At 72.1% G+C, this 21,443-nt stretch carries 21 protein-coding genes; 7 read left to right on the plus strand and 14 right to left on the minus strand.

Annotated features, from left to right (window positions below; genetic code table 11):
- Positions 1-14: 14 nt before the first annotated feature.
- Positions 15-581 (plus strand): YbaK/EbsC family protein, encoded by a 567-nt coding sequence (locus tag G6045_RS02395; protein WP_165330058.1) that lies wholly within the window; start codon positions 15-17, stop codon positions 579-581.
- Entirely contained in the window at positions 578-1,906 is a 1,329-nt protein-coding gene (locus G6045_RS02400) for a M28 family peptidase (protein WP_165330059.1), read from the plus strand. The genes G6045_RS02395 and G6045_RS02400 overlap by 4 nt, the downstream gene beginning before the upstream one ends.
- 48 nt (positions 1,907-1,954) lie before the next feature.
- Here the strand turns inward: G6045_RS02400 and G6045_RS02405 are convergent, their stop codons facing one another.
- The 8 genes from G6045_RS02405 to G6045_RS02440 all read right to left on the minus strand — a co-directional run bounded on the left by G6045_RS02405 (position 1,955) and on the right by G6045_RS02440 (position 9,619).
- On the minus strand, positions 1,955-3,934 hold the full coding sequence (locus tag G6045_RS02405) for an APC family permease (RefSeq protein ID WP_206343191.1): 1,980 nt from the start codon (positions 3,932-3,934) through the stop codon (positions 1,955-1,957).
- A gap of 39 nt (positions 3,935-3,973) precedes the next feature.
- Positions 3,974-4,702, minus strand: coding sequence for a DedA family protein (locus G6045_RS02410; RefSeq protein WP_165330060.1), 729 nt, complete (start codon positions 4,700-4,702; stop codon positions 3,974-3,976).
- Entirely contained in the window at positions 4,695-5,522 is an 828-nt protein-coding gene (locus G6045_RS02415) for a lysophospholipid acyltransferase family protein (RefSeq protein WP_165330061.1), read from the minus strand. The genes G6045_RS02410 and G6045_RS02415 overlap by 8 nt, the downstream gene beginning before the upstream one ends.
- Positions 5,519-6,274, minus strand: coding sequence for a GNAT family N-acetyltransferase (locus tag G6045_RS02420; RefSeq protein ID WP_165330062.1), 756 nt, complete (start codon positions 6,272-6,274; stop codon positions 5,519-5,521). Before G6045_RS02420 ends, G6045_RS02415 begins: the two co-directional genes overlap by 4 nt.
- 216 nt (positions 6,275-6,490) lie before the next feature.
- The gene (locus tag G6045_RS02425) at positions 6,491-6,817 is read right to left on the minus strand and encodes a FeoC-like transcriptional regulator (RefSeq protein WP_165330063.1); all 327 of its coding nucleotides are present in this window, start codon (positions 6,815-6,817) and stop codon (positions 6,491-6,493) included.
- The gene (gene feoB, locus G6045_RS02430; RefSeq protein ID WP_165330064.1) at positions 6,814-8,796 is read right to left on the minus strand and encodes a ferrous iron transport protein B; all 1,983 of its coding nucleotides are present in this window, start codon (positions 8,794-8,796) and stop codon (positions 6,814-6,816) included. The genes G6045_RS02425 and feoB overlap by 4 nt, the downstream gene beginning before the upstream one ends.
- Complete coding sequence (locus G6045_RS02435; RefSeq protein WP_165330065.1) at positions 8,789-9,028, minus strand: FeoA family protein; 240 nt, start codon at positions 9,026-9,028, stop codon at positions 8,789-8,791. The genes feoB and G6045_RS02435 overlap by 8 nt, the downstream gene beginning before the upstream one ends.
- 177 nt (positions 9,029-9,205) lie before the next feature.
- The gene (locus G6045_RS02440) at positions 9,206-9,619 is read right to left on the minus strand and encodes a heavy metal-responsive transcriptional regulator (protein ID WP_165330066.1); all 414 of its coding nucleotides are present in this window, start codon (positions 9,617-9,619) and stop codon (positions 9,206-9,208) included.
- A gap of 85 nt (positions 9,620-9,704) precedes the next feature.
- Here G6045_RS02440 and G6045_RS02445 point away from each other — a divergent pair, with 85 nt between their 5' ends.
- Positions 9,705-10,463, plus strand: a complete 759-nt coding sequence (locus G6045_RS02445) for an alkylmercury lyase family protein (protein WP_165330067.1) — start codon at positions 9,705-9,707, stop codon at positions 10,461-10,463.
- Between the two features lie 153 nt (positions 10,464-10,616).
- Positions 10,617-10,919, plus strand: a complete 303-nt coding sequence (locus G6045_RS02450) for a cupin domain-containing protein (protein WP_165330068.1) — start codon at positions 10,617-10,619, stop codon at positions 10,917-10,919.
- On the opposite strand, the gene G6045_RS02455 is transcribed toward G6045_RS02450, so the two are convergent.
- The 5 genes from G6045_RS02455 to G6045_RS41150 all read right to left on the minus strand — a co-directional run bounded on the left by G6045_RS02455 (position 10,914) and on the right by G6045_RS41150 (position 15,917).
- On the minus strand, positions 10,914-12,080 hold the full coding sequence (locus G6045_RS02455) for a YncE family protein (protein ID WP_408056290.1): 1,167 nt from the start codon (positions 12,078-12,080) through the stop codon (positions 10,914-10,916). The two genes, G6045_RS02450 and G6045_RS02455, sit on opposite strands and share 6 nt — an antisense overlap.
- Positions 12,077-12,673, minus strand: a complete 597-nt coding sequence (locus G6045_RS02460) for an ankyrin repeat domain-containing protein (protein ID WP_165330069.1) — start codon at positions 12,671-12,673, stop codon at positions 12,077-12,079. The genes G6045_RS02455 and G6045_RS02460 overlap by 4 nt, the downstream gene beginning before the upstream one ends.
- A 172-nt stretch (positions 12,674-12,845) precedes the next feature.
- Entirely contained in the window at positions 12,846-13,409 is a 564-nt protein-coding gene (locus tag G6045_RS02465; RefSeq protein WP_165330070.1) for a GlcG/HbpS family heme-binding protein, read from the minus strand.
- Between the two features lie 196 nt (positions 13,410-13,605).
- Complete coding sequence (locus G6045_RS02470; RefSeq protein WP_328707629.1) at positions 13,606-15,204, minus strand: flavin monoamine oxidase family protein; 1,599 nt, start codon at positions 15,202-15,204, stop codon at positions 13,606-13,608.
- Positions 15,205-15,275: 71 nt separating this feature from the next.
- The gene (locus tag G6045_RS41150) at positions 15,276-15,917 is read right to left on the minus strand and encodes a Rid family hydrolase (protein ID WP_165330071.1); all 642 of its coding nucleotides are present in this window, start codon (positions 15,915-15,917) and stop codon (positions 15,276-15,278) included.
- A 200-nt stretch (positions 15,918-16,117) separates the two neighbouring features.
- Here G6045_RS41150 and G6045_RS02480 point away from each other — a divergent pair, with 200 nt between their 5' ends.
- Both G6045_RS02480 and G6045_RS02485 read left to right on the plus strand, forming a co-directional pair.
- Positions 16,118-17,656: an APC family permease gene (locus G6045_RS02480; RefSeq protein WP_165330072.1), complete on the plus strand. Its 1,539-nt coding sequence runs from the start codon at positions 16,118-16,120 to the stop codon at positions 17,654-17,656.
- Complete coding sequence (locus tag G6045_RS02485) at positions 17,653-18,396, plus strand: IclR family transcriptional regulator (protein ID WP_165330073.1); 744 nt, start codon at positions 17,653-17,655, stop codon at positions 18,394-18,396. The genes G6045_RS02480 and G6045_RS02485 overlap by 4 nt, the downstream gene beginning before the upstream one ends.
- 63 nt (positions 18,397-18,459) lie before the next feature.
- Here G6045_RS02485 and G6045_RS02490 read toward each other — a convergent pair whose 3' ends face one another.
- Positions 18,460-20,250, minus strand: a complete 1,791-nt coding sequence (locus G6045_RS02490; RefSeq protein ID WP_165330074.1) for a sulfatase-like hydrolase/transferase — start codon at positions 20,248-20,250, stop codon at positions 18,460-18,462.
- A gap of 196 nt (positions 20,251-20,446) precedes the next feature.
- Here G6045_RS02490 and G6045_RS02495 point away from each other — a divergent pair, with 196 nt between their 5' ends.
- Complete coding sequence (locus G6045_RS02495) at positions 20,447-21,433, plus strand: formylglycine-generating enzyme family protein (protein ID WP_165330075.1); 987 nt, start codon at positions 20,447-20,449, stop codon at positions 21,431-21,433.
- Positions 21,434-21,443 lie beyond the last annotated feature (10 nt).

Raw genomic sequence — 21,443 nt, forward strand, 5'->3', positions numbered from 1 at the left:
GTTAACTTGCCGTCATGCGCGCACCGATCGGCACCTTCGACAACGCCCGTCCCGCCCCCGACTGCCTCGACGAGCTGACCACCCCGGTCGCCGACGCCGTACGGCACTGGCGCGGCACCGTGCCCACCGAGCAGTTCCTGTACGTGGACACCGATCCGGCGATCGCCGACACCGCCGTGTTCGTGGAGCACTACGGGGCGAGCCTGCTCGACCAGTCCGCGAACTGTGTGGTGGTCGCGAGCAAGCGCGGTGGCGAGAGCTCGCTGGCCGCGTGCGTGGTCCTCTCGCGGACGCGGGTCGACGTCAACGGTGTGGTGCGGCGTCAACTCGGCGCCCGCAAGGCCTCGTTCGCGCCGATGGACCTCGCCACCGGAGAGACCGGGATGGAGTACGGCGGGATCACTCCGGTCGGACTCCCGGACGACTGGCCGCTGTTGGTCGACGCGGCCGTCGTCGACACCCCGTACGTGCTGATCGGCAGCGGGCGGCGGCGCGGCAAGCTGATCGTGCCCGGCAAGGCCTTCGCCGAGCTGCCCGGCGCGGTCGTCGTGGACGGCCTGGGGGTCGAACAGCCGTCATGAGCCAGTGGCCGCGCACCGACGAGATGCTGGAGTGGATCCGTACGATCGTGGCGCGCGGCATCCGGCGCCCCGGATATCCGGCGGACGCCTGGACCGAGCAGTGGGCGGCGCGCAAGCTGTGCGCCTACGGCCTCGATGTCGCGCTCGAACCGGTGCGGGTGCCCCGCTGGGTGCCGCGCTCGGCCGAGCTGACCGTCCGCCTCGACGGCCAGGAGGCGTCGGAGCACGGTGAGTTGAAGGTCGACGGGTTCCCGCTGCCGTTCACCGCACCCAGCCGCGGCACCACCGCGCCCCTGGTCCGCCTCGCCGACGCCCCCGCTCGTCCCGGCGCCCTCGCCGTCGACGAACTGCGGCTCACCGAACTGCCCCAGTCGTACGTCCGCTCGCTCGCGACCTCCTCGTACGACCCGGAAGGCGTCTTCGACACCCTGGTGCAGACGCTGCCGTTCGGGCCCCGCCTCAACCAGGTGATGGAGCCGGCGCTCGCCGCCAAGTCGGCCGGATACGTAGGGGCATTGGACTTCCCCTGGGAGACGCGCGACTACTACGTCCCCTACGACGCCGTCGAGCGGCCCATCCCCGGTCTGTGGCTGCGGCCCTCGGACACCCGCCGGGTGCTCGACCTCATGGACAAAGGCCCCTGCACCGGCACGCTCACCAGTAGCTCCCGGCTCACGGGCGCGCTGAGCCACAACGTCGTGGCCACCTTGCCGGGTGCGTCCGACCACTGGGTGATCATCGCCTCGCACCACGACGCCCCCTGGGCCTCCGCCGTCGAGGACGGCACCGGGATCGCGCTGGTGCTCGCCGCCGCGCGCCACTGGGCCGGCGTTCCCCACGAGCAGCGGCCGCACAACCTGCTGTTCCTGCTCACCGCCGGGCACATGGTGCACGCCGCCGGCACCCGGGCGTTCATCGACAGCCACCGGGACCTGCTGCCGGACGTCGTGCTCCAGATGCATCTGGAGCACGCGGCCCTGCGCTGCGTACCGCGGGACGGCGGTCTCGAGCCGACGGAAGATCCCGAGGTGCGCTGGTGGTTCACCACCCAGGAGGCGCCTCTGGAACAGCTGGTGCACGAGAGCATCTCCGCCGAGGGGCTGCGCCGTTCGCATGTCCTCAGGCCCGATGTGTTCTCGCCGATGCCGCCCACGGACGGGGCGTTCTTCCACCCCGAAGGCGTACGGCTCGTGCATTTCCTGAGCGCGCCGATGTACCTGGTCGACTCGTCCGACACGCTCGACAAGGTCGACGCGGAGGGGCTGTTGCCGCTGTCACGGGCCGCGGCCCGGATCGTGCGCGGGACCGCCGGGTGGGTGCCGTAACCGCCTGTCGTAGCCGCCTGCCGGTGCCGTCGCACTGCGCACCCGAGCTCAGCCGACGTGCACGCGCGGCCGCCGCTCGCGATCGGGCTCCGCGCGGCGCAGCACTTCGCGGGTGACCGGGGCGACCTCGCCGTCGCCGAAGACCAGGAACCGCAGGAGATGGCTGACCGGGTGCCCCTCGGTCCAGTTGAAGTACGCGTGCGGCACCTCGCCCGTGCGGTCGCGCAGCGCGAGCAGCACCGCCGCGATCGCGTTGGGGACGACGGACGACTCCACGCGCAGCCGGCGCGCGCCGTGCTTCTCGTCGCCGCGCACGTCCAGATCGGCGGTGAACTCCGAGGAGTCCCGGACGAACACCTCGAGGAACAGCACCGGCCGGCCACCCGGAATGAACGTGGCCTCGCGCTGCGTGTACTCCTTCTCGCGGTACTCGACCGTGCTGTGCTCCTGCGGCTCGTTGGCGATGATCCGCAACGGGCCGCCCATCGCGGCCGCCTCGTCGATGAGCTGCTGCGCCTTCTCGTCGAACGTCACCTGCGCGGCGCGCAGTTCGAAGGCGCGGTGGATACGGGAGGCGAGCGAGCTGATCAGGATCGCGAGGATGAAGAGCGCCGCGATACGGATGCCATCGGGACGCTCCACGACGTTGTCGACCAGGGTGTACGCGAGCACCGCGGTGATCACGCCGAAGCCGATCATCCCCTTGCGCTCCCCGGCCTTGCGGGCCGCCGCCGTACAGGCGAAGGACGCCGAGAGCATCAGGACCAGGACACCGGTCGCGTACGCGCCGCTCTGGGCGTCGACGTCGGCGTTGAACCACAGCGTGATGAACACCGCGATCGCCATGAAGATCAGGACCAGCGGCCGCACGGCGAGCGTCCACTGCGGAGCCATGCCGTAGCGCGGCAGATAGCGCGGCACCAGGTTGAGCAGTCCGGCCAGCGCGGAGGCGCCCGCAAACCACAGGATGGCGATCGTCGAGACGTCGTAGACCGTGCCGAACACCTCGCCCAGATGCTGATGGGCGAGATAGGCGAGCGCCCTGCCGTTGGCCTCGCCGCCGCTCTTGAACTCGTCCTGCGGGATCAGGATCGTGGTCGCGAGACTGGAGAGCAGCAGGAAGCAGCTCATGATGACGGCCGCGGTGGTCAGCAGCTTGCGGGTGCCGCGGATACGGCCCACGGGATTCTGCTCGGTGTCGTTGGCATCGCCCTTGACCTGCGGCATCACCGCGACACCGGTCTCGAAGCCGGACATGCCGAGGGCCAGCTTCGGGAACACCAGGACCGCGACGCCGATCATCACCCAGGGCGAGGAGTGCTCGGCGGTGGCGGCGTCCCACCAGTTGTCGATCTGTACGGGCTCGGTGACCACCTTCACGGCCGCGGTCGCCAGGACCACCACGTTGAGGGCCAGATAGACCCCGACGAGGATCACCGCGACCCCGATCGCCTCCCGGAACCCCTTGAGGAACACCGCGCCGAGCAGCGCGATCAGGAACAGCGTGATCCAGGTGTGCTCCCCGTCCAGCCAGTGCGGGGCGAACGGGTTCTCCTCCACATGGGCTGCCGCGTCGGCCGCGGACAGGGTGATCGTGATGATGAAGTCCGTGGCCGCGAAGCCGAGCAGGACCAGGACGAAGATCTTCCCGGACCACCAGGAAAGCAGCCGCTCCAGCATCCGGATCGAACCCTCGCCGTGCGGCGACTCCTTGGCGACCCGGCGGTACACCGGCAGCGCGCCGAGCAGCGTGAGCCCGATCAGGACGACGGTCGCGAGCGGCGAGAGCAGTCCCGCGGCCAGGGCCGCGATGCCCGGCTGGTAGCCGAGGGTGGAGAAGTAGTCGACGCCGGTGAGGCACATGACCCGCCACCACTTGTGCCCGCGGTGCTCGGAGGGCGGGGTGCCGTGCGGTCCCGCGTGCTGGGCGGTCTCGGCGGTGAGGCCTTCGAGGAGCCAGGCGCGCAGGCGGCCGCGCGCGGGCGCCTCGGCTGTGCCGGTGGGGGGCTCCACCTCGGTGCCGGTCAATGCGTTCTCCCTGCTCACGAGAAGCCAGGCCAGTCGTGCTCACATCCTCACGTGCGTCGACATTCCGGGCGAACCGGGCGCAGAGGAATCCGTGCCGTGACACGGCCCGTGCGCTTTCGTGCCTGCTCCATTCGGCTGTACGGGGAGTGCCGGGCCGCCCTCGTCCCGCGCCTCTTTGCGGGAGCGGCTCCGGCGTACGCACTCCAGGGCGACGGTCACCGCCGTGACGAGGGCGAAGGAGAGCATGAGCCCGTGCAGCGGACGGTCCGCGAAGGCCGCGCCGCCGAGCGCGCCCATACAGACGGCGAACACCGCCCACAGCGCGGCGCCCAGGGCGTCGTAGGCGACGAAGCGGCGCAGGGGATAGCGCAGGGCCCCGGTGGTCAGGCCGACGGCGACCCGGCCGCCGGGTACATAGCGGCCGGCCACGATCAGGAGCGGGCCGTGGCGCCCCACGGCCGAGCACGCCCATGCGTACCGTCTGCGTCCTCGCTCGCCGCGCAGCAGCCGGGGGATGAGGCGGGGTCCCGCGCGGCGGCCGAGGATGTGCCCGCCGACGTCGCCCGCGAGCGCGCCGGTGGCGGCGAGCACGGTGAGCAGCGTGAGCCGGCCCGGGTCGGGGCCGATGAGGACGGCGGCGGTGACCACCGTCGTCTCGCTCGGCATGAAGGGGAGCAGGGCGTCGAGGGAAGCGGTCAGGAAGATGGCGAGCCAGATCCAGGGGGAGTCGAGCAGGTGCTGCAGGGTCTGGACGTACCGGTCAAGCATGAAGAGCGGGGGAGAGGGGCGGGACGGGGAGCGCCGACGCGGGTACGCGGCCCAGCACCGCCTCCTGTGCCGCCAGCGCGAGCGTGCGACGGTCCCGGCCCGGACCGGGGCGGAGCACGTCGTGCGCGTCGACCCGCACGGTGAGCCCGTCCGCCCGCGCGACCCGGCGCAGGGACGGCAGGAACCCGTCGTCGCCGACGAACGCGGCGACGGTGGAGGGCATCCCGTGCTGCCGATAGCCGATGCTGACGGGCCGTACCGGTGCCCGGGCGTCCAGGGCGGCCTGGAACATGGCCCGGCGGAACGTACCGCCGGACGGGGAGCACCACGTCGTGGCCTGCGGGAAGACGGCGACCGAGCGGCCGGCCAGGAGCGTCTCGCGGACCAGGGCCACTTGCTGCGGGAGGCGCCGGAAGGAGTCGCGGTCGATGAAGCAGGTGCCGGCGCGGCGGGCCAGCGTGCCCACCACGGGCCAGGTGTCGACCTCGCGTTTGGCGATCAGCGTGGCCGGTTCGCGGGCCAGCAGGGCGATCACGTCCAGCCAGGAGATGTGGTTGGCGACGATCAGCGTGCCGGTGCGGCCGGGCACGCTCAACCCGCCCTCGCCGCCCACCTGTTGAACGCCCAGTGCGTCCAGGAGATGCCGGGCCCGCAGCCGCAGCGAGCCCGGGTCGGTGAGCGTGTGGCGGCGGGCTGCGGTGCCGGCGACGATCGCGGTGAAGTCCGTGCAGCGGCGCAGCGCCGTACGCGCGGACACCGGGGGCACGCGGTGCCCGACGCAGCCGGTGGTGCAGGGGGACTGCACCGCCCAGGCGTTCATCGTTCCTCGCCGAGGAAGTAACGCCGGTAGCGGTCGCTCACGTTGGCCATCGGCAGCAGGACGTAGAAGTCGGCGACACCGAACTCCGGGTCGTGCGCCGGGGCTCCGCACATCCAGGCGCCGAGCCGCAGATAGCCGCGAAGCAGCGGCGGCAGATCCGCGTAGGACGGTGTGCCGGCCAGCGGTCCCGCCGGCTGCCAGGGCCGGTGCGGGTGGACGCGCAGGTCGGCGGGCGAGACGTGCTTGGCGGTGCCGAGCAGCCAGGCGCTGGTCGCGGCGTGGCCGCCGTCGTCCAGCGGTACGGACGCGCAACCCGCCAGATACTCATGGCCGGACAGCAGCACATAGCGGGCCAGCGCCGACCAGAGCAGATTGATGACGGCGCCGGTGCGGTGGTCGGGGTGGACGCAGGAGCGGCCCGCCTCGACGAGCTGGGACCTGATCGGGGCGAGGGCCGAGAGGTCGAACTCGCTCTGCGCATAGAGCCGTCCGCCGCGGCCCGGCGGGATGAGCCGGTAAGTGCCGACGACCTCGCCGCTGCCGGTCTCGGTGACGATCAGATGGTCGGCGATCGCGTCGAACTCGTCGATGTCCAGGCCAGGTTCGGGCGAGTGCAGCCGTGCGCCGAGCTCGCCCCCGAACACGTCGTGGCGCAAGCGCTGCGCGGCGCGCACCTGTGCGGGGGTGTCCGCGATCGTGACCGTATAGGCGGCCGCGTCGACGGTTACAGTGGACAGTGCAGGACTGGGCATGGTGAAACCTGCTCTCCATACGCTGGGGACGTCCGCGCGCATCGAGTCGCATCGCCCGCGCGGACTGCTCATGTCGTGCGCGGGCCGTCGAGTTGGCGCTCGACGGCCCGATCCATTCCACGGTGCAGCCGAGCGGTGAACGCGTCAAAGATTCCCGACAGTTGTCAGGGAAGAATGAGGGAAAGTCAGGGTCGGCTCGGGGTGAAGCGCCGACGATCACTCCCGAGGCGGGTCCGCAGGCCTGATCGTGTGCAGCAGCGGACGGCCCGTAAGACCTGGTGACGCACCCGTGAGCCCCGGTGCCGCACACGAGGAGCGCAGCGCGCAGCCGCCGCAGCCGGCCGGCGGGCAGCCGCCCGAGACGGCCTCGCGGGTGAGCACCCCGCGGCCGACCCAGTAGTCGACCATCGCGGCGGCCTCGTCCGGGGCCACACCGATCCGGGCCGCGACATCGTCGAGGGATCCGCCGCGGTGGATCTCGACGAGGATCCGGCGCAGGGGGCTGACGGTCGGGTGCGCGGCCGGGTGCGTGGGCACGCTCACCACCACAGGCTCCCGATCTGGAACACGGCGACCGCGAGCAGCCAGGCGACGGTCAGTTGGATGCCCGTAGAGAGCAGCGTCATCCTGCCGCCCATCTCCTGCCACTGCGTGGCGATCGTGGCCATGCAGGGGGTGTACGCGAGCAGGAACACCAGGAAGGCGAGTACGGCGGGCAGCGGATGTCCGCCGGAGCTCCGCTCGAAGGTCTCGTGCAGCCGGGTGCCCAACTCTCCCGCATGGTCCGGGTGGTCGGGCTCGTCGGCGCTGTAGGTCTGGGCGACGGTCGCGACGACCGCCTCCTTCGCGACGAACCCGGTGCCGAGCGCGGCGGCCGCGTGCCAGTCGTCGAAACCGGCCGGTGCGAAGGCCGGCGCCGCGGCCCGTGACAGCGCGCCGAACACGCTGTGCTCGATGGGCGTCTCGCCGAAGGACGTACCGGACGCGGCGCCCAGCGGGATCGCGGAGAGGAGCCACACCGCGGTGACCGTGGCGACGATGACGCCGGCCGCGGTCCTCAGGAACCCGGCGAGCTTCTGCCAGGTCTGGGCACCGACCACGCGCAGGGTGGGAAGTCGGTACGGCGGCAGCTCCAACACCAGTGCCTCGCCCCGCAGTTCACGGAAGAGCGTCTTGCGCAGGAGCATGCCGATCCCGACGACGAGCAGCACCGAGAGCAGATACATCGCGAAGACCACGGTGCCCGCGGTGCTGCCGAAGAAGACTGCCGCGAACAGCACGTACACCGTCAGGCGCGCACTGCAGGAGACATACGGGATGATCATGCCGACGAGGAGCCGCTGGCGCCGGTTGCCGAGGATGCGCAGCCCTGCCAGCGCGGGAACGTTGCAGCCGAAGCCGACGATGATCGGCAGGAACGCCCGGCCGGGCAGTCCGAGCCGGCGCATCAGGCGGTCCACGACGAAGGCCGCGCGTGCCATGTAGCCGGAGTCCTCGAGCAGCGCGAGCAGCACGAACATGATGACCATCAGCGGGACGAAGGTCAGCAACTGCCCGACGCCGCCGATCAGTCCGTCCACGAGCAGTCCGCGCAGCCAGCCCGGAGCGCCGGACAGCGCGCTCGTCGCGGAATCGGTGACCGGGCCGTCGACGAAGGCCCCGAGCCCGTCCTGCAGCGGCTTCGCCAGGGTGGTCGTGGCGGTGAACACGCCCCACATCGCAGCGAGAAAGGCCGGGATGCCGAACCAGCGCGAGGTGAGCACCCGGTCCACGCGGTCGGACAGGGTGAGTCCCGCTCCGGCCCGCTGCGTGCGCACCACGGCGAGGACCTCGTGCACCCAGGCGTACCGGGCCTCTGCGGCGGCGAGTTCGGGATCGTCCCCCTGAGGCACGGCCAGGTGGAAGGGGCGCGCGGGGCGGCGGACGTCCCCTTCCTCCCGTACGGCGTGATCGAGTTCCTTCCGTACGGCTCGAGCGAGCGCGTCGAGACCCTGGCGCCTGCGCGGCACCACGGGGATCACCGGAACGCCCAACTCCCGTGCCAGGGACGCCTCGTCGACCGTGATCCCGCGGGCCCTCGCCACATCCGTCATGGTCAGGGCGACCACGCAGCGCACGCCGGTCTCGAGGATCTCGGCGAGCAGATACAGGTTCCGCGCGAGGTTGGCCGCATCGGCGGTGACCACGACCAGGTCCGGACGGCCCTCGGCTCCCGGATCGACGAGGAGGTCACGGGTGAGCTCCTCGTCCGGGGAGCGCGGGACCAGGCTGTACGTGCCCGGGAGGTCGGCCAGATCGACCGGCGTGCCGCTCGCCGGGGGCCAGGTGCCACGCGCGACCTGGACGGTCTTGCCGGGCCAGTTGCCCACGTGCCGGCGGGCGCCGGTGAGTGCGTTGAACAACGTCGACTTGCCGACATTCGGGTTGCCCACCAGAGCGACGACCGGGGCGCCCGCGGTACGGGTGTGCTCCGGGGTGGGGCAGCAGGCCGGTGTCAGGACCGGGGTGCGTGGGTCAGGCATGGGAGGCCGCCGGCGCCGGCTCTATGTCCACGGCGTGCGCCGTGGCGTCGTCGACCGCGACGCGCGCGTCACCCAGGGCGAGCAGCAGCCCGCCCGTCGCACCACGCCCGATCACCCGGACTTCAGCGCCCCGCACGAAACCGAGCTCGGCGAGGCGCAGCCGGTCCTGTGCGTCGGTGGTGATCCGCTGAATCCGGGCGTGGGTGCCGGGGGCGCAGCCGCGAAGGGTCACTGGTCGGCCTTCCTGGAGGGATTTCTGAGGTAAGCCTAAATTGACCCTTTGTTCCTGTTTGCCGGATTCAGTCAAGGTTCGTTCAAGTGGCGCGGGTCAGGAGGGTCGCCCCTGTCGGACGGCCTGGGGACGGCGGGACTTTCGTCCCTGCGGTGTGCGGCGGGCGTGAAGTCGGGATCAAGGCGCTGGCGTTGGCATGGGCCCGAGGATGGTGCAGACGCCCGCCTCGGCGCACTCGGCCGGGTCGGTCGTGGCGGCCCGGGCCGCAAGCGTGCGCAAGGTGCGGCGGGTTTGGCGCAGTTCGCGCAGCCGCTCCTCGATCTCGGCGAGATGCTCGTCGATCAGCCGCGTGACCTGGGCGCACGGCACCTGCCCGCTGTCGAGCAGCGTGAGGAGGGAGCGGATCTCGGCGAGCGTGAGCCCGGCGCTCTGCGCCTCCCGTACGAACGCAAGGCGCGCCGCGGCCTCGTCCGAGTAGTCCCGGTATCCGCCGGCGGTGCGCGGAGGCTCGGGCAGCAGGCCGGCCTGCTCGTAGAAGCGGATCGTCTTGGTGGTCAGTCCGCTGCGGGCCGCGAGATCGCCGATACGCATGCGTCCAGGCTACGGCCTTGACCTTCCAGTGCACTGGAAGGTCTAGCGTCCGATGCGGAGCGGAAATCGAAGGAAGGACGCGGAGATGAGGATCACGCTGCCCACGGTCCCCGGCTGTCCCGGCGACCGGCCGGCGCGAGAACGGATCGCCGCCACGCCGGCCGGTGGCTGTGCCTGCTGCGACAGCGGACCGTCGGCCGGACTGCCGACCGGCCTGTCGGCCCTTGCCGGCAGGGGCGGGCAGGGGCGTCGGCCGCCGGTGGAACGCGGGCTGCGGGCCGTGCATCAGGCGGTGCTGCGGCACTTCGCCGCGACCGGCCGGGCGCCCGGCGCCGCCGCGCTCGAAGAGCCCGCCGCCGCTCACGGCCGCACCGCCCGTGACGTACTCGCCGAGCTGGCCAGCGAGGATTTCCTCACCCTGGACGACGCGGGCGCCATCCGCGCCGCGTACCCCTTCTCGGCCGTCCCGACGTCGCATCGGGTGCGGATCGACGGGGTGGAGGCGTGGTCGATGTGCGCGATCGACGCGCTGGGCATCCCGTCGATGCTCGGTCGCGACGTGACGATCAGCTCGACCGATCCGGTCAACGGCGAACCCGTCACCCTGAGTTCGCGCTCCGGCGTCCTGGCATGGGAGCCGCCGGGCGCGGTCGTCTTCGCCGGAACGCAGCCCGGCGGCGGGCCCGCCGCGGACGTCTGCTGCCGGACCGTGTCCTTCTTCACCGGGCCGGGGACGGCGCGGACTTGGAGCGCCGCGCACCCGGATGTGCCCGGGGAGGTCATCGACCTGGCCCGCGCCGAGCGCGCCGCGGCGGAGACGTTCGGACCGCTCCTCGAGGACTAGGGCCCAGGAGGACGGGACCGGGGAGGTTTTACCGAACGGTCGACCAGTAGCGCGCCGTCGTGTCGTAACGTCGCCGCATCCCTTGATCGCGATCGCGGGCGTCACCGACGGTTCATCCGTCTTCCGGTGCGGCGTCCCGCCAGGAGGCATGCCATGAACCTCGTCGATATACGGAGAACCGCTGTCCAACTGCCGACCGCCTGGAGCTCATTGCTGCTCGGACGGGTCGGAAGCGCGGGCGTGAAGGTGCTGCGGATGGACGGTCGTCCCCTGCCGCCGGAGTCCCATGACACGGCGGAAGCACTTCTGGTGCTCGAGGGGGAACTCCGCCTGGTCGTCGACGGCGTCGAGGTCCAAGTGCGCGCAGGGGAGATGTACATCGTCGAAGCGGGGGAGGTGCATGCCGTGAACTCCGGCAGCCGCGGCACCCTCGTCATCGTCGAGCGCACTTCATAGGACGGCGATCCCCAACGGCCGCTCACCGGCAGGCAGTCGGCGGGTGTCGCCGCTGTCGAGGTCGACGACCGTGATGCCGTTCCAGTAGCCGTCGCGCGTGAAGCCGCCTGTGACGTACGCGGTCCCGCCGTCCGCCGAGACCGCGACGTCCTCGTGCGGTCCCTCCAGCTCAATCACCTTCTCCTTGCCGTCCGGGGAGCGGACGGTGAGGGACGGCCCCTCGTCGCTGCTCGGGTCGATCGGGCCGGTGCCGACGGCGAGGAGGGTGCCGTCCGCGGTGATCTGCGCGCCGTGCTGATGGGTGTTCGCGGTCATTCGCTCAACCGTCGACTCGCCGGTGTCGGGATCGACGACGACGAGGCGCTCGCCCTCGAATGGAAAGAGCAGCTTTCCGTCCGACGGCCGCACCGCCGCGTAGTGCGGCTTGAGCCAGGACCCCAGTCCGCCCTCGGTGCCGTAGGGGGCCACCTCGATACGACGGGTGTCCATCGACTTCGGGTCGACGACCGTGACGTCGAAGGAGTCGTGGTCGGTCGCGTACACCTGCGAGCCGTCCCGCGACACGTCCACATCGAAGGGCCGCCGCCCGACGTCCGCGGTGTCGGTCACCTTCAGGGTGCGGGTGTCGATGGCCTCCAACGTGCCGTTGCCGCCGGGCACGTTGACGCCCACGTACACCTGCCGGCCGTCCGGGGCGAGCGCGATGCCCATACCGCCGCCGCGGTACTCGCCGCCCGTCGCCGGACCGAGATTCCCCGTCTCGTACGGGATGACCGCGAGGCGCTCGCGCTGCGCGGTGTCGACGACCGCGACGCCCTCGGTCGTGGCCACCCAGGCCCGGCCGTCCTCGCCGACGACCAGTCCGTACGGGGCCGTACCGACTCGCACGGAGTCGATGGCGCCCTTGCCGGGGTCGACGAAGGTGACGGTGTCGGCGCCGAAGTCCGCGACGAGGAGGGTGCCTTCGGGCGTCTTGGCGGGGGAAGCGCCGGGGTTTTCCTCGGCCGTGGCGCTCGGCGCCGACGAAGGTGTGGCGGCGGCCGGCGTATCGGCCTCGGACTCGCCCTGGGAGCAGCTCGCGAGCAGGGCGGCGACGGTCAGCGTGACGGCCGCCGCGGACAGGGTGCGCGGGGTGCGGCCCCGTGCGCTGCGCCGGGTCACCGTACGGCCCTCAGCAGACCGGCGATCTCGTCGAACCCGCGCCGCTCGGCGTGCTCGAGCGCGGTCATGCCGTCGCCGTCCGCGAGTCCGGGCGAGGCACCCGCCGTGATCAGGAGCTCCACGATCTCCTGGTGCGCGCGGCCGCCGTCGCCGAGGATGACCGCTTCCAACAGGGCGGTCCAGCCAAGACGGTTCACATGGTCGACGTCGCTCTCGGTCTCGCGCAGCACGGCCCGTACGTAGTCGACATGGCCGCGCTCGGCCGCCGGGATCAAGGAGATACCGCCGAAGCGGTTCACCAGCTTCAGATCGGGGCCCCCGGGCAGCAGCGCACGCATCATGCGGACACTGCCGGTGACGCCCGTGACCAGCCAGGGGCTGTCCGACCGGTCGTCCTGCGCGTTCGGGTCGGCGCCCGCGGCGACCAGCGCCTCGGCCGCCGCCGCACAGTCGTCCGCCGCGGCGATCAGGAGCGGCGTACGGCGGTGCTCGTCGCGGCGCTCGATATCGGCCCCGTCGGCGAGGGCCGCGCGCACGGCGGCGGGGTCGTCCGCGAGGACGGCGGCCAGGAGGGCCTGGTCGGCAGGGGACATGGTGGTGCTCCTCGGACGGGATCCTCGGACGGGAGGTAGGGGGGACCGACGGCGTACGTCAGCGGGGGAACTGACGCACGCCGCCGGTGTCCGCTCCGGCGCGCCCCGCGCTTGCCGCCCCGGTGGACGGACCGGGTGGTGCGGCGAGGGGGCGCGCCGGAAGCTGGGTGGGTCAGCCGGCGAGCGCGGCGACGCCGGCCTGGGCGATCTTCTCGTCGATGTCGCCGGACGGGGCGCCGGCCACGCCGATGCCCGCGATCGGGCCGCCCTTGGCGGCGACCGGGGCGCCGCCACCGAGGAAGAGGGTGCCGGGGATGTCCTTCAGGGTCGGCGCGGACTCGAGGCGCTTGACCAGCTCGGAGGTCGGGGCGTTCCAGGAGACGGCGGTGAACGCCTTCTTCTCGGCGGCCTCGTAGGACTGCGGGCCCGCACCGTCGCCACGCACGGTGAGGATGGTGTTGCCGTTGCGGTCGACGACCGCGACGGTGACGCGCTGGTTCTGCTTCTTGGCCTCGTCCAGGGCGGCGTCGGCGGCCTTGGCCGCGGCCTCGATGGTGAGGTGGTTCGTCTGTGCCAGGTTGCCGTCGGCGGCGTCAGCGGCGACCGCGGCCGCCGGGGCGGAGTCGGTGGAAGCACCGGCGGAGTACGCGCCGAATCCGCCGGCCGCGATCGCGACGGCCACCGCGCCGCCGGCCATCACACGCGTACGCCGGGAAACCTTCTTGACGTGCTTCATCGCCGAAAACTCCTGAGGTTCGATGGTCCCTGCGGGCCGGCCTTCGCGGCCGTCCCGATGACAAGTCCCATCCTCGTGCGGCGAACGCCGCGCCTCTTCGACGTACCGGCTGCGAGTAGCGCGCGGGACGGTTGACGGCCGCATCAACCGATCGGTTGATGCGGCCGTCCTGAGCCGGTGCGGGGAGCGGCCGGGCTCAGACCATCACGCGTCGATGCAGCGCGGTGACGACGCTGCGGGCGGAGGTGAACGCGCCGTGCTGCCAGGCGATCGCGTTGGAGAGGTGGTCGCCCGCGAAGTAGACGCGGCCGGCCGGTTCGAGCAGCTTCTTGTACTCGGGGGTGGCGGCCCCGCCGTGGCTGCCCCCGGCGCCCTGCCAGGAGGCCCAGGCGCCTTCGGAGTACTTGGTGCGGCGCCAGCTCCCGGAGAACGAGGACGAGATGTTCCGGCGGTACGCGTCGCCGTGGATCTCCACTCCCTCCGCCACCGCCTTGGCCAGCCGCTGCTTGTGCGTCAGCGGCTCGAACGCCTCCTGCCGGCGGCCGGTGTTGTAGTAGCCCACGACCACACCGCGGTCCGCGTTGTAGTGGTCGAAGGGGAACATGATCTGGGAGATGTCCCGGTCGGTGTTGCTCGCACCACCGAAGATCCGCTGGTCCAGTTCCCACCAGCGCCGGGAGTACTCGATGGCGAGTTTGCCCGCGGCCACGGGCTTGGCGGCGCCCAGCGCGGTCAGCACGTCCGCGGGCAGGTTCGTGCGCAGCCGTCCGACCAGCTGCGGCGGGATCGTACAGATCACGTAGTCGGCGCGGACGGACCGGTCCCGGCCGCCGGCCCGGTAGTCGACGGTCACGCCCGAGGACGTGTTGCGCAGACCGGTCACCTCGGCGCCGTAGGTGATCCGGCCGCGGCCGATCCGTTCCTGGAAGGCGTGGTAGATCCGGTCCATGCCGCCGACCGGCGTGAACATCATCATCGCCTGGTCGTAGCCGAACTCGAAGGCGAAGTTCCGTCCGATGCCGGAGCGTATGACGTCCGACATCGGGGCCGGCCGGGTCTCGCTGCCGAAGTCGAGCCCGGCGCCAGGTTCCGTGCTGTACCCGCGGCGCGTGGACCCCACGTAGCGTCCGTCGCTCGACAAGTCGCCGAAGCCTGACAGGAATTCGGAGAGCGCCTCCTTGTCCTCGCGGCTCAGGACCTGATCGAGGGCACCCTGCGAGGTGGCCTTCTGCAGGAGTTCCGACATATAGCCGTACGTGTCCGCCTTCGCGGCCCGGTACGTGACGGAGCTCTTCGACAGCGGGGTGTCACCCGCGTAGTTGACCATGGCGTTGGCATTCTGGTTGGGGAACACCTGTAGCTCGACGCCCAGTTCGCGGCAGTAGTCGATGGTGATGTGGCTCTGCGGGATGCGGGTGGCGCCCAGGTTGAAGACCTGGCCCTCGGAGAACGTGCACCGCTGCGTCTCGCCGTCCAGATCCGTCTCGGTGGTTCCCTTGCGGACCGTCCAGACGCGGCCGCCCGGCCGGGTACGTCCTTCGAGGACCGTGACGTCGTATCCGGCCTTGCGCAGTTCATAGGCCGAGCAGAGTCCGGCGGGGCCCGCGCCGAGCACCACGACCTTCGGCGCCCCGCCGGGGCGGCCGATGAGATCGTCCATCTTCGGGCCCTGGAAGGCGTGTTCGGCCGCGGTGGCCGTGGGGGCGAGGCCGATCGTGGCCATCGCACCGTAGGCCAGGCCGGCGCCGCCGGTGACGCCGAGCCCGTGCATGAACGAACGTCTTGTGACTGCCACTTGCGGTTCCATCCCATCTTCGGGGCGTACGGGAGTACGGATCGGGGGCGGGGGTGAGGGCGGGTCCAGGGCTAGCGGCGCGGATACGCGGCCGTGACCTCGACCTCGACGAGCCAGCCCGGCACCGCGAGGGAGGAGACCTCCATCGTCGCCCGTGCGGGGCGGGCGGAGTTGACCGTGAGCGGCGCCTTGGGCGCGGAGGTGCCCATGGGCACCCGCACGACCTCGCCGGTGCCCATGTCGGTGTTGGCGAAGTACTGCCGATAGGCGCGGTTCCAGCCGGCGTAGTCGGCGGTCGCGGCGCCGGGCGGCTTCATCAGATAGCACTTCATCGTGATCACGTCGCTCGGGCGCAGCCCGGCGGCCTTGAGGTTGGCTGCGATGTTCCGCAGCACCACCAGCGCTTGCGCTTCCGTGACGGTGACGCCCTGCGCGCCCTCCGTGAGGGCCGGATCGGTGTACCGCTCGGGCGAGTTGGCCGGCGCGGACGGGTTCAGGGCCGTGGGGCCGAGCCCGCTGCTCTGGTAGAGCGCGACCTCGCCGCCGGTGGCGACCCCGCCCGCGATGGCGGGGTTGCTCTGCCCCTCGGGCAGTGCGACCCGTACCTCGTGGTCGCCGATGCGCCAGCCCTTCGACTGGGCGACCGCCGTGCCGCCGAGCGCCAGGGTGGCGCCGACCGCGGCGGCGGTCAGTACCCTCGTGCGTCTGTTCACCGTGTGATCACCTCTCGTGGACCGGTCCGTTGCTTCGCGTCGGCCGACAGCCTGGCTCCGGTGTGTGTCGCCGCCGCGAACACGCCGCTACGTCCGCCGCCGGGCGCGTGAGAATCGGTGCCGCCGCGTTCCCACCGCGCGTCGACCTTCCGTATCCGCGCCGAAACACCGGTGAAATCCGGCCTGCCTACGGTCGCGCCATGCCTCCCCGCGCCCCTCGCCCGAGCAGCCCCGTTCCCACGGGAACGGCACTGCACGAGGCGATCGCGCGGTCGTTCTCCGTACACGAACCGCCGCGCGCGCTCTCGCCGTTGAGGGCGCTGGGCCGGCGGCAGCTGTCCGGTGTCGAAGTGATGGCGCAGTCGATCGCGACGACGGCGCCGGCGGCCTCGATGATCGGCCTGCCGCTCGCGATGCTGGGGACTTCCGTCCTCGGCGGCGTCCTCGCGATCGTCGCCTCGGTGGCCGTCATGGCGCTCATCGCGCTCTGCGTCTCGCAGTTCACCCGGCGCCTCGCGGCCGCCGGCGGCCTGTACACCTTCGTCACGAAGGGAGCGGGCCGGCGCCGCGCGATGACCGTCGGCGTGGCCATGGCCGTCAAGTACTGCGGCAGCGCCGCCCTCACGCTCTACCAAGGAGGGCAGGAGGTCATCCGTCTGCTCGGGGCCCTGGGCATCGACGCCAGGGGGCCGGCCGGATCCGCGGCCGTGCACTGCCTCGTGACGGCGGTCATCCTGCTCGTGGTGGTGCGCGGCGTCCGCCGCGCCATGCTCGCGATCCTCGTCGTGGAACTGTGCTCACTGGCACTCATCGTGGGCCTGCTCCTGTCCGGGGACAGCGGTGCCAGGCTGCCGCAGCCGGGGTCTCCGGCGTCGTCCCACGCCACGCTCCTGCTCGTCCTCTCGGCGATGTTCGCCCTCGCGGGGTTCGAGAGCGCCGCCTTCCTGGGGCCGGAGGCGAAGCGCCCTTTGGTGACCGTCACACGCACCGTGCTGTGGACCCCCGTCATCTGCGGGGCGCTGTTCCTGCTCGCCGCCTGGGCGGTCTCGTCAGGGCGAGCAGGCATGCTGCTCAACGCCTACACGGGCGGCGCCGACGGCGGCGTGGATCCGGGGCTGGGCACCGCCCTGCACCTCGGGGTCATGTGCTCGTGGCTCGCCTCGGCGATGGCCTCGTTCAACGCGGCGTCGCACCTCTTCTACACGATGGCCGTCGAACGGATCCTGCCCTCGCCCTTCCGGCGCGTCCACGCCACCCACCGCACCCCGCACGGAGCGCTCGTCGCCGTCGCCGTGCTGGTGTGCGCGGTCTGCCTCGCCCTGAACGCGGCGCGCCATTCAGCCGCCGCGCCGCCGGTGGCGCTCAGGCTCACGGTCCAGGGCGCGCTCGTCATCGCGTACGTCCTGGTGACGCTCGCGTGTCTGCGGTTCCTGGCGCGCATCGGGGAGTCGACGCCGCTCGTGAAGGTGGCGGCGACGCTGGCGAGCGGCGCGGGCACGGCGCTGCTCGGCTCCCTGCTGTTCGTCTCCGTGACCGGTCACGACAAGGTGGTGCCCGCGGCGCTCGGGGCGGTCGCGGTGTCGGGTGTCGTCGTGGTCGCCGTCCTGAGACGGCTCAGACCGGGAGCGCTGGAGCGCGTCGGCGTGTTCGACTCGGCCGAGTCCGACGACGTACTGCCGGGTTCGGCCTCGTACGGAAGGAACGCCCGCGGGCTCGACTCCCTGGTCCGCAGACCATGACCGCGCACCCGGTCCAGCGGGCGCTGGCCATACTCGAAGCGGTGGCCCGCCTCGGCCCGGGAGCGACGGCACGCCAGATCGCGGTCTTCACCGCCACACCGGCCTCGACCGCCTACCGTCTCCTGAACCTTCTCGTCGCCGACGGCTATCTGGTGCGGATCGAGGACCTGTCGGGATTCGCCCTCGGGCGCCGCACCCGTGAACTGGCGGGCGCGGAGCCGGAGGAGGAGTCGTACGAGTCGGTCCTCACCGAACTGCGCGGACGCGTCCGCTTCGGCATCCACCTGGCGGTGTTCGACGGTACGGGCATCAGGCTCGCGAGCCGCGATCCCGACCATGCGCCGGCCGGGGAGGGGACGCTGACCGGCCACCCCCACGCCTCGGCCGTCGGGAAGATAGCGCTCGCGTTCCATCCCGCGCTGTTCGCCGACCGGTCCCTGCCCGGCGTCACGCACCGGACCATCACCTCACCGGACGTCCTGTCCGCCGAACTGGCCCGCGTGCGGCAGCGCGAGATCGCCACCGAGGTCGAGGAGTCCCGGATCGGCCGCTGCGCCGTCGCCGTCCCGGTCCGCGACGCGCACCACGTCGTCTGCGGCGCCTTGACGGCGCTCGGCGGATCGGCCGGCCTCAGGGTCGACGACACGGACCTCGCCGACCTCCTGCACACGTACGCGGCCCGGCTTGCGGGCGTCTTCGGTCCCGTTGCGACCGGTCGGCGCACCGAAACGTGCGGGTGAGCGCGGCGCGGGAACGGCGCCGCTCACTCAGCCCGCTCAGCTTGCTCAGGCCGCTCAGCCCGCTCAGCCCGTGACCTCGACCGCCCGGTCCACGGTGAAGCCGAGCGGCCCCCGCCGATCGGTCGCCGCCCCGTGCACCCGCAGCCGCGCCGCAGCGCCGGCGACCGCCGTGGCCGGTGCCGTGACCCGCCACTCGGCCGTGGCCGATGCGCCGGCCGCCAGCCGGCCGGCGCGGCCACCGGCGACGGACTTCACCCGCCAGCCCTCCGGCACAACGAGGCGCAGGCGGACGGCCGTCCAGTCCTCGTGCGTCCCGTTGCCGAGCACGGCGCTCACGGTGAACGTCTCTCCGGCGCCCGCGCTCCTGGGCGCCGTGGGGTGCACGCCGAACACCGTGCGCTCATAGGAGGACGCGTAGGCGGCGCGCGCGTCGGCCGTCAGCCTGTCGACGATGCCCGGGTGCGCGGCGGCGACGTTCGTGGTCTCACCCACGTCGGCCGCCAAGTGGAACAGCTCGGTGGTCCACTGGGCGTCGGGTACACCGATGTCACGGCCGGGCGCATAGCGCACGAGCTTGAAGTCCCCCGCACGGACGGCTTCCGCGGTGCGCAGGCTCCGCCCGTTCTCCGCCTCCCAGGACAGCGCCGTGTAGTCGAACTCGTTGCGGTACCAGTACAGCGAGGCATGGTCCGCCTGCCGCCCCGCGCCGGTGAGCAGGGGCGCGAGGGACAGGCCGTCGAGGTCGTCGGGGACGGGGGCGCCGGCGAGGTCCGCGAGCGTGGGGAACAGGTCGACCTGCGGGGTGGGGCGCGTGACGGTGGCCGCGGCGGCGTGCCCGGGCCAGTAGGCGATCAGCGGGATGCGGATGCCGCCCTCGTACAGATTGCGCTTGTAGCCGCGCAGCGGGCCCGCCGGGTCGAAGATCCGCGGGTCGAGGGCGCCGATCGCGCCACCGTTCTTGCCGGTCTCGCTGTGCGGTCCGTTGTCGCTCGTGATCAGTACGAGGGTGTCCCGGTCGATGCCGAGCCGGGCGAGCTCGTCGACGACGGCGCCGACGAACGAATCGAAGCGGGTGATCTGCCAGGCATGCGCCTTCTGCGCCTTCGTCCACGCCGTGTGCTCGTACTCCCCGTACTCCGGTACGTCGCCGGGGGCGTGCGGCAGGCTCGGGGTGAGGAAGAGGAGGAACGGCTCGTCGGCGTGGGCGTCGATGAAGTCGAGGGCGCGGCGCTCGAAGAGATCGACGGCGTACGCGCCGCGCTTGCCGTCGAGGTTGGCGTCCAGGGTCTGCTTCTCGCCGTTGTGCCACAGGTAGCCGGGGTAGTACTCGTGCGCGTGGATGTGGGAGATGTAGCCGTAGAACTCTTCGAAGCCGCGCCGGTTGGGGTGCGAGGCCGCGGTGGTGTCGCCCGACTCGTCGCCGTAACCCCACTTGCCGATCACCGCGGTGCGGTAGCCGCGGGCGCGCAGCGGCTCCGCGAACGAGGTGTCGCTGTCCTGGAAGTAGACGTACGGGCCGTCGGTCGGATTCTCGCGCACGGTGGCGTGACCGCCGTGCAGGCCGGTCAGCAGAGAGGCCCGCGAGGGCGCGCACAGCGGGGCATTGGCGTAGGCGTCGGTGAAGCGGATGCCTTCGGCGGCGAGCCGGTCGAGGCGCGGGGTGCTGATCAACTCCTGTCCGTAGGAGCCGAATTCGCCGTACCCGAGGTCGTCGGCGTTGATCAGCACGATGTTGGGGCGTCGGCCGCGGCGGTGCGTCGCGGCGCTCGCCGCGGGGGCGGCGCCGAGGGAGGAGAGGGCGGAGCCGGCCGCGACGGCGGTGGCGGCGGTGAGGAAACCTCGGCGGGTGGGCACGTCGGACGCTCCAGCAGTAGGCGGTACGTGGGAGGGGTGTGAGCGGGCGGGGCTGCGCCGATCTTGGTCCCGGTTCGCCGCCTGGTGCCCACCCGTTCCGGAGATCGACAAGGGATCGACAGATCGCCGCAACACTCGGCGTTCGGCGGCGCATAAGGTGACGGTCGCCGCGTTCCTCAGCCGAAAGTCCTCCGCCATGAGCCAGGCCGCCACCGACCCGCTCCCTCCGCGCGTCCCCACGGGGACGGCGTCCTGCTGTGCCCCTGCGCGCGGCCCGGTGCAACAGCGGTCACCCGGCCTGCTGCCGCTCGACCGCGCCCGCGAACAGGCCCCGCCCGTCGAGCTGTTGACCCTGCCCGGCGGCACCTTCCGCATGGGCGGCACCGATCGCGACGCCGTCCCCTCCGACGGTGAAGGTCCGGTGCGTGAGGTGACGCTCGCCCCGTTCCGGATCGCGGCCACCACGGTCTCCGTCGCCGCGTACGCGGCCTTCGTGAGCGACACCGGCTACCGCACCGAGGCCGAACGCCTGGGCTGGAGCTATGTCTTCGCCGGCTTTCTGCCCGGCGCCCTGCGCAAGATCTCCCCGAGGCCCGAGCGCGCGCCGTGGTGGTGCGCGGTGACCGGCGCGTACTGGAACGCCCCGGAGGGGCCGGGGAGTTCGGCGGACGACCGCCCCGATCACCCGGCCGTCCACCTCTCCCACAACGACGCCCTCGCCTATTGCGCGTGGGCCGGGGTGCGGCTGCCCACCGAAGCCGAGTGGGAGTACGCGGCACGCGGCGGCCTCGACCAGAAGCGCTTCCCCTGGGGCGATGAACTCGAACCCGGGGGACTGCCCCGCCTCAACATCTGGCGCGGCACGTTCCCGGTGCGGAACACCGCCGCCGACGGCTTCCGCTCCACCGCGCCCGTCACCGCCTTCGAGCCGAACGGTTTCGGCCTGTACAACACGTCCGGCAACGTCTGGGAATGGTGCTCCGACTGGTGGCACACCGCCCATGGCACCGTGTCCCGCTCGGCCCCGACGGGTCCGCGCACCGGCTCGGCGAAGGTGATGCGCGGCGGCTCCCACCTGTGCCACGACTCGTACTGCAACCGCTATCGCGTCGCGGCCCGCACCTCCAACGCGCCGGACGCCGGCGCGGGCAACATCGGCTTCCGGGTGGCCGCCGACGCCTGACCGGGTGCGC

Source organism: Streptomyces mesophilus (assembly GCF_011044995.1).
GTDB classification, from domain to species: domain Bacteria; phylum Actinomycetota; class Actinomycetes; order Streptomycetales; family Streptomycetaceae; genus Streptomyces; species Streptomyces mesophilus.